Below are 7,105 nucleotides of genomic sequence, written 5' to 3'. Positions count from 1 at the left end.
CCCCCCCCCCCCCCCCCCCCCCCCCCCCCCCCCCCCCCCCCCCCCCCCCCCCCCCCCCCCCCCCCCCCCCCCCCCCCCCCCCCCCCCCCCCCCCGCCGGGGGGGGGGGGTCCGCAGCGCCTCGCAATTCCCCGGGCGAGGGGATAGACCGCCCGGGATGACCCCTTCGGAGATCTTCCTCGCCGCGACCCCCGGTCTCGAGCCGTTCCTTGCCGAGGAGGCCCGGGAGGCCGGCTTCGGGGGCGTCGCCGTGACCCCCGGCGGCGTCACGATCACGGGCGGCTGGGCCGAGGTGCGCCGCGCCAACCTGGAGCTTGCGGGCGCGGGCCGCGTGCTCGCGCGCGTTGCGGAGTTCCCGGCGGTGCACCTCGCGCAGCTCGACAAGCGCGCGCGCAAGCTGGACTGGCCCGCCCTCCTGCGCGGGGACGTGCCGGTGAAGGTCGAGGCCACGTCGCGCGGCTCGAAGATCTACCACGCCGGCGCCGCCGCCCAGCGGATCGAACGCGCCATCGCCGACGCGACGGGCGCGCCGGCGGAGGGCGATGACCCGGTCCGCCTTCTGGTACGGATCGAGCGCAACCTCGTCACGATCAGCGTCGACACCAGCGGCGAGCCGCTGCACCGGCGGGGGTTCAAGGCCTTCGTGGGCAAGGCGCCCCTTCGCGAGACCATGGCGGCCCTCTTCCTGCGCGCCTGCGGCTGGGACGGCACGCGACCGCTGGTCGATCCGATGTGCGGTTCCGGGACGATCCTGCTGGAAGGGGCCGCGCGGGCGGCGGGGCTGTCGCCGGGGCGAGGACGGGAGTTCGCCTGGGCCCGCCTCGCGCCCTCCGAGCTGAGGCAGGAGGCCGGCCCGGCCCCGGCGGCGCGCGGGGACATCCCGCCGATCCTCGGCTTCGACCGCGACGACGGAGCGGTCCGGGGCGCCGCGGAGAACGCCGCCCGGGCGGGACTCTCGGGCCATGTCACGATCGGCCGCGCCGCCCTCTCGGATCTCGCGCCGCCGCCCGGTCCGCCGGGGCTCGTGCTCACGAACCCGCCCTATGGCGCGCGGATCGGAAAGCCCGGTCCGCTCCACGGGCTTTATGCCACCCTCGGCGCGGTGCTGAAGGAGCGTTTCCGGGGCTGGGAGGCGGGTGTCATCACCAGCGAGCCGGGCCTCGCGAAGACCACCGGGCTGTCCTTCACCGACACCGGGCCGCCGGTCCCCCACGGCCCGCTCAAGATCCGTCTCTACCGCACAGGACCCCTGCCGTGACCGTCGCCACCGCCTCCCGCCACACGCCCCTCGCCGCGATCCTCGTGATGTGCGCGGGCGTGGCCACGCTCGTGATGAGCGACGTGGCCGCGAAATGGCTCGTGGAACGCTATCACCCGCTGCAGATCCTGTGGGTCCGCAGCCTTCTGGCCTGTCCGGTCGTCGCGGCGATCGTGATCGCCCTTCAGGGTCCCTCGGGCCTCGCCTCCGCGCGGGTCGGCGTCCATGCCGTGCGCGCGCTTCTCGCCGTGGCGGCAACGTGGGCGTTCATCCTGTCGCTGCGCTACATGGCGCTCGACGCCGCGACCTCGCTGATCTTCGCCGCCCCGCTCTTCGTCGCCGCGCTGTCGCGGCTGGTGCTGGGCGAGGCGGTGAGCCGGGACCGCTGGATCGCCATTCTTGCGGGCTTTCTCGGCGTGCTCATCGTGGTGCGCCCCGGTGCGGCGGCCTTCGAGCCCGCGGCGCTGCTCGCGCTGGCGGCGGCGGCGATCTACGCGTTGCTGATGCTGGTCGCGCGCCGCATCCCGGCCTCGGACGGGTTCGGCACCATGACCTTCTGGATCACCGCCTTCCCGATCCTGTTCTGCCTGCCCTGGGTCTTCGTGCCCTGGCCCGAGGTCGAGCCGCTGGACCTGCTGCTGTTTCCCGCGACGGCGCTCTGCGGCACCCTGGGGATCAGCCTCCTGAGCCAGGCCTTCCGCATGGCCGAGGCCTCGGTCGTGGCGCCCTTCGACTATACCGCGCTCTTTTGGGCGAGCCTGATGGGCTGGATCGTCTGGGGCACGGTGCCGAGTCCCTGGACCTGGGCGGGCGCCGCCGTCATCGCGGCGGGGGGCGTCTATCTGCTGCGCACGGAGCGTCGCGCGCGGGCGCGGGCGAGGCTCTAGGCGTCGCGCCAGGCGCCGGGGGCGAGGCCGTCGAGGCTCCAGTCGCCGATGCGCCAGCGCACCAGCCGCAGGGTCGGGAAACCCGCCGCCGCCGTCATCCGCCGCACCTGCCGGTTGCGGCCCTCGTCGAGCACCAGTTCGATCCAGGTGTCGGGCACGGACTTGCGCAGCCTGACCGGCGGATCGCGCGGCCAGAGGTCGGGCGGGTCGACGACCCGCGCCGAGAGCGCCCGCGCGGGCCCGTCGTTCAGCGTCACGCCCTCGCGCAGGGGCGCGAGATCGGTATCGGAGGGCGCGCCCTCGACCTGCACGAGATAGGTCTTGCGCGTCTTCGCCCGGGGGCTGGCGATCCGCGCCTGCAGCCGCCCGTCGTCGGTGAGCGCGAGCAGCCCCTCGCTGTCCCGGTCGAGGCGGCCCGCGGCATAGACCCCGGCGGGCAGGCCGAAGGCGGAGAGCGTGGGCCGCGGCGAGGGGCTCCTTGCGTCGGTGAACTGGGACAGGACGCCCATGGGCTTGTTGAAGAGGATGACGCGGGCCATGGCGCGGCTCTGCCACGGGCGGGCTTCGCCCGGCAAGCGGAAGCGCGCGCCGAGGGCGCAGCCGCGCTGCGGCGGATCGGGGTGACTATCGGGGCGGAGCCGGTCTGCGGCCCCCTGCCCCGGCGGGTTGCGCGTTGCGGCGGAGGACGCGGTGGGGCAAGAGGCGGCATGGCGAAATCCCCACTCTTCCGCTGCGCCGCCTGCGGCGCCGAAAGCTCCAAATGGGCGGGGCGCTGCGAGGACTGCGGCGCCTGGAACACCATCGAGGAGGCCGAACCCCTGAGCGAGGGGCCGGGCCGCCGGGCGGCGGTCTCCCGGGGCAAGGGCCTCGCCCTCACTGACCTCGCCGCGCAGGAGGCCGCACCCGAGCGGCGGCTGTCGGGCGTGGGCGAGCTCGACCGGGTGCTGGGCGGCGGGCTCGTGCCCGCCTCGGCGCTGCTGCTGGGGGGCGATCCGGGGATCGGCAAGTCGACGCTCCTCCTGCAGGCCGCCGCCCGCTTCGCCCGGCAGGGCGCGGGGGTGATCTATGTGACGGGCGAGGAATCGGCGGGCCAGGTGCAGATGCGCGCGGACCGGCTGGGGCTGAGGGACAGCCCGGTGCGGCTCGCGGCCGCCACCAACCTGCGCGACATCCTGACGACGCTGGAGGCAGAGGCGCCCGACCTCGCGGTGATCGATTCGATCCAGACCATGTGGCTCGACAGCGTGGAGGCCGCGCCCGGGTCCGTCAGCCAGGTGCGGGCGGCGGCCCATGAACTCGTCGGTTTCGCCAAGCGGCGCGGGATCGCCGTGGTGCTGGTGGGCCATGTCACCAAGGAAGGCGCTCTCGCTGGGCCGCGCGTGGTGGAGCACATGGTCGACACCGTGCTCTATTTCGAGGGCGAGCGGGGGCACCAGTTCCGCCTCCTGCGCGCCCACAAGAACCGGTTCGGCCCCGCCGACGAGATCGGCGTCTTCGAGATGACGGGCCGCGGGCTCGTGGAGGTGAAGAACCCCTCGGCGCTGTTTCTCAGCGAACGCGGCGCGGCGGTGGCGGGATCGAGCGTCTTCGCCGGGATCGAGGGCTCGCGGCCGATCCTGTGCGAGTTCCAGGCGCTCGTCGCCTCTTCGGCCACGGCGCAGCCCCGGCGCAGCGTGCTCGGCTGGGACGGCGGACGGCTGGCGATGATCCTCGCCGTGCTGGACAGCCGCTGCGGCGTGTCCTTCGCCGGGCTCGACGTCTATCTCAACGTGGCGGGGGGCCTCCGGATCTCCGATCCGGCGGCGGATCTTGCGGTCGCGGCAGCCCTGCTGTCGGCGCGGGAGGACAAGCCGCTGCCCGAGGGAGCGGTCCTCTTCGGCGAACTGGCGTTGTCGGGGAGCCTCAGGCCGGTCAGTCAGACCGAAAACCGGTTGAAGGAGGCCGGGAAACTTGGTTTTAGCGAGGCGATCCTCCCGAAGGCGCGAAAGATGCGGGGCGGCGAGAGCGGCATGAGGCTGAGACCCATGGCCGACCTGCCCGCCTTCGCGTCGGACCTCTTCGGAACGGGATAGGGCCAGAGGCGAGGGACAGGCATGGAAAGCTTCACGATCGTCGACGGGATCGTCGCCGCGGTCATCGTGCTGTCGGCGCTGCTGGCCTATTCGCGTGGCTTCGTGCGCGAACTCCTGGCGATCGTGGGCTGGGTGGGCGCGACGATCCTCGCCTTCCTCTTCGCCGACCAGGTGCAGCCGCTGGTGCAATCGGTGCCGGTGGTGGGCGAGTTCATCGGCGACAGCTGCGAACTGTCGATCATCGCGGCCTTCGCGGCCATCTTCGCGGTGGCGCTTCTTGTCATCTCGCTGTTCACGCCGCTCTTCTCGTCGCTGGTGCAGCGCTCCGTCCTCGGCGGTGTCGATCAGGCCTTCGGCTTCCTTTTCGGCGTCGCGCGGGGCATCCTGCTCGTGGCGGTGGCGTTCTTCCTTTACCAGACCGTGCTGGCGGCGCAGGATGTCGCGATGATCAACGACAGCCGGTCGGCCGCCGTGTTCGACGATCTCGCGGCGCGCCTGCAGCAGCAGGACCCCGAGGCGGCGCTGGGCTGGATCACGACGCAGTACGAACAGCTCGTCGGCCCCTGTGCCGTGCCGTCCGAGCCGGTGGCCCCCGCCCTCCCCGCCGAGTGACCGGAACCGGGCGCGGACGCCCGGGTTGCCAAGCGGTGCGGTGAGCGAGCGGAGGATGCGCGATGCAGGTCTTCACCTGTCCGGCCTGTGGCGGGACCGTCTACTTCCGGAACCTCGTCTGCACCTGCGGCGCGCCCCTCTGGTTCGACCCCGAGGCGCAGCGGATGGTGCCCGAGGGCGACACGGCCTGGGACTGCGCCAACCGCGCCGCCATCGGCTGCAACTGGCGTGCGGAGGAGGGCGTGGACCTTTGCTCCGCCTGCGCCATGACCGAGCTGACACCGGACCTGCGCGCGGCCGGCAACCTGCCGCTCTGGGCGGAGACCGAGGCCGCGAAGCGCTGGGTGCTGGCGGGGCTTGCGCGGTGGGGCTGGTTCGTCCGGGACGATCCGGGGCCGCGGCCGGTGTTCCGGCTGATGTCGGAGGTCACGGCGGGCGGCGTCGGGGCGGAGGTCACCATGGGCCATGCGGATGGCGTGGTCACGCTGAACGTCACCGAGGCCGGCGAGGCCGAGCGCGCGCGCCGTCAGGAGGAGCTGGGCGAGCTCTACCGGACGATGACCGGCCATGTGCGCCACGAGATCGCCCATGTCCTCTTCCTGCGGCTCCTGGAACGGGAGGGCTTCGCGGCGGCGTTCCGGGAGCGCTTCGGCGACGAGCGGGCGGATTACGGCGCGGCGCTCGCGCGGCACTACGCCGATCCGCGTCCCGCCGACGACAGCCATGTGACGCCCTATGCCACGGCCCATCCGCACGAGGACTGGGCGGAGACCGTGAGCCACCTGCTGCATCTCGTGGACCTCACGGACAGCGGCGTTGCGGCAGGGCTGGGCTGGCCCGGGGGCCCCGGGCGGGGATATGACGCCTATGGCGAGCACGACGCCGAAAGGCTGATCGGCCATGCGCTGGAGCTGGCGCTGGCGGCGAACCACGTCAACCGCGCGATGGACCTCCCCGACCTCTATCCCTTCGTTCTGCCGCCGGGGGTGCGGCAGAAGATGGCCTTTGCCCATGGCTGGCTCGTGCCGGGCACCTGAGGGCCCGGGCCCGTCAGACGGCGACGGCGCCGATCAGGAGCGACACCACGCCCAGCGCCGCGAGGCCCGCGAGGTAGAGGGCGAGGAACCACAGGAGCCTCCGGCCCATCAGTGGTAGCCGTCGTCGGGGTCGAGCTTGCCGCGGAACACCCAGTAGGCATAGCCCGTGTAGATCAGGATCACCGGCACCAGCACGGCGGCCCCCACGAACATGAAGAGCTGGCTTTCGTAGGGGGCGGCGGCCTCCTCGAGGGTCACCGAGTTCGGGATCACGTAGGGCCACATGGAGATGCCGAGGCCGACGAAGCACATCACGAAGAGCCCGATGGCGAGCACGAAGGGCAGCCAGTCGAGGTTGTCGCGGGTGATCGAGACCCAGAGCGCCCCCGCGAGCGCCGCCACGAGGACCGGCACCGGCGCCACGATCAGGATCTGCGGCCAGGAGAGCCAGCGGTCGAAGAAGCCCGCGTCGAGGAAGGGCGTTGCGAGCGAGACGAGCACGATTCCCGCCACCGTGGCCACGGCGAAGCGGCGCGCGAGCTCGCGCACCCGGAGCTGGAAGTCGCCCTCGGTCTTGAGGTTGAGCCAGCACGCCCCGAGGAGCGCGTAGCCGCAGACGACCGACACGCCCGTCAGCAGGCTGAACGGGGTGAGCCAGTCCCACCATCCGCCGCCATAGGCGCGGCCGTCGACCTCGATCCCCTGGAGCAGCGCGCCGAGCGCGATGCCCTGGCAGAGCGCGGCGAGCACCGAGCCGCCGATGAAGGCCCAGTCCCAGTAGACCTTTGTGCGGGGGCGCACCGCGCGCCAGCGGAACTCGAAGGCCACGCCGCGGAAGACGAGCGCGAGCAGCATGGCGATGATCGGCGGGTAGAGCGCGGGCAGGATGATCGCATAGGCCAGCGGGAAGGCCGCGAAGAGCCCGCCCCCGCCCAGCACGAGCCAGGTCTCGTTGCCGTCCCAGACCGGCGCCACCGAGTTCATCATCAGGTCGCGGTCGCGCTTTTTCGGAAAGAAGGGATAGAGGATGCCGATGCCGAGGTCGAACCCGTCGAGCACGACGTAGACGAAGACGGCGAAGGCCAGGAGGAGAGCCCAGGCGGTGGTGAGGTCGAGCATCGGTCAGGTCTCGCTTCAGGTTGGTTTCGGCGCCTTCGGCGCCGACCCGCCGGGGGCTCCGCCCCCGGACCCCCGGGATATTTCAGGCCAGAAAAATGCGGGGCGCGGGCGGTGGGGCGGG

General features: G+C 72.8%; 8 protein-coding genes. 5 read left to right on the top strand and 3 right to left on the bottom strand.

Translation table 11 applies throughout. The features are described 5' to 3' along the window. The first annotated feature begins 156 nt into the window (after nt 1-156). The gene (locus EAT49_RS19370) at nt 157-1,257 is read left to right on the top strand and encodes a THUMP domain-containing class I SAM-dependent RNA methyltransferase (protein ID WP_123643955.1); all 1,101 of its coding nucleotides are present in this window, start codon (nt 157-159) and stop codon (nt 1,255-1,257) included. Next, complete coding sequence (locus EAT49_RS19365) at nt 1,254-2,144, top strand: DMT family transporter (RefSeq protein ID WP_246003914.1); 891 nt, start codon at nt 1,254-1,256, stop codon at nt 2,142-2,144. The genes EAT49_RS19370 and EAT49_RS19365 overlap by 4 nt, the downstream gene beginning before the upstream one ends. Here the strand turns inward: EAT49_RS19365 and EAT49_RS19360 are convergent. Further along, nucleotides 2,141-2,683 carry a pseudouridine synthase gene (locus EAT49_RS19360; RefSeq protein ID WP_123643954.1) on the bottom strand — a complete coding sequence of 181 codons (543 nt, stop codon included), beginning with the start codon at nt 2,681-2,683 and terminating at the stop codon, nt 2,141-2,143. The genes EAT49_RS19365 and EAT49_RS19360 overlap by 4 nt on opposite strands. Nucleotides 2,684-2,851: 168 nt before the next feature. Between EAT49_RS19360 and radA the strand changes: the two genes are divergently transcribed. From radA to EAT49_RS19345, 3 genes are all read left to right on the top strand, one after another. Further along, a complete protein-coding gene (gene radA, locus EAT49_RS19355; RefSeq protein WP_123643953.1) occupies nt 2,852-4,216 on the top strand; it encodes a DNA repair protein RadA in 1,365 nt (454 codons plus the stop codon). Between the two features lie 21 nt (nt 4,217-4,237). Beyond that, nucleotides 4,238-4,828 carry a CvpA family protein gene (locus EAT49_RS19350; RefSeq protein WP_123643952.1) on the top strand — a complete coding sequence of 197 codons (591 nt, stop codon included), beginning with the start codon at nt 4,238-4,240 and terminating at the stop codon, nt 4,826-4,828. Nucleotides 4,829-4,890: 62 nt separating this feature from the next. Further along, the gene (locus EAT49_RS19345) at nt 4,891-5,865 is read left to right on the top strand and encodes a zinc-binding metallopeptidase family protein (protein WP_123643951.1); all 975 of its coding nucleotides are present in this window, start codon (nt 4,891-4,893) and stop codon (nt 5,863-5,865) included. Between the two features lie 13 nt (nt 5,866-5,878). On the opposite strand, the gene EAT49_RS19340 is transcribed toward EAT49_RS19345, so the two are convergent. Next, on the bottom strand, nt 5,879-5,974 hold the full coding sequence (locus EAT49_RS19340; protein WP_123643950.1) for a DUF2474 domain-containing protein: 96 nt from the start codon (nt 5,972-5,974) through the stop codon (nt 5,879-5,881). Beyond that, nucleotides 5,974-6,984, bottom strand: coding sequence for a cytochrome d ubiquinol oxidase subunit II (gene cydB, locus EAT49_RS19335; RefSeq protein ID WP_123643949.1), 1,011 nt, complete (start codon nt 6,982-6,984; stop codon nt 5,974-5,976). The genes EAT49_RS19340 and cydB overlap by 1 nt, the downstream gene beginning before the upstream one ends. Nucleotides 6,985-7,105: the final 121 nt, after the last annotated feature.

Source organism: Histidinibacterium lentulum (assembly GCF_003789055.1).
In the GTDB taxonomy this organism is placed as follows: Bacteria; Pseudomonadota; Alphaproteobacteria; order Rhodobacterales; family Rhodobacteraceae; genus Oceanicola; species Oceanicola lentulus.
The sequence above is the reverse complement of the archived record's forward strand: the minus strand, read 5'-3'. Positions and strand labels throughout refer to the sequence as shown.

Bases quoted from the DNA above. Each gene is read 5' to 3' on its own strand.
- EAT49_RS19370 (WP_123643955.1), top strand. From the start codon at position 157: ATGACCCCTTCGGAGATCTTCCTCGCCGCGACCCCCGGTCTCGAGCCG.
- EAT49_RS19360 (WP_123643954.1), bottom strand. From the start codon at position 2,683: ATGGCCCGCGTCATCCTCTTCAACAAGCCCATGGGCGTCCTGTCCCAG.
- radA (WP_123643953.1), top strand. From the start codon at position 2,852: ATGGCGAAATCCCCACTCTTCCGCTGCGCCGCCTGCGGCGCCGAAAGC.
- EAT49_RS19350 (WP_123643952.1), top strand. From the start codon at position 4,238: ATGGAAAGCTTCACGATCGTCGACGGGATCGTCGCCGCGGTCATCGTG.
- EAT49_RS19345 (WP_123643951.1), top strand. From the start codon at position 4,891: ATGCAGGTCTTCACCTGTCCGGCCTGTGGCGGGACCGTCTACTTCCGG.
- EAT49_RS19340 (WP_123643950.1), bottom strand. From the start codon at position 5,974: ATGGGCCGGAGGCTCCTGTGGTTCCTCGCCCTCTACCTCGCGGGCCTC.
- cydB (WP_123643949.1), bottom strand. From the start codon at position 6,984: ATGCTCGACCTCACCACCGCCTGGGCTCTCCTCCTGGCCTTCGCCGTC.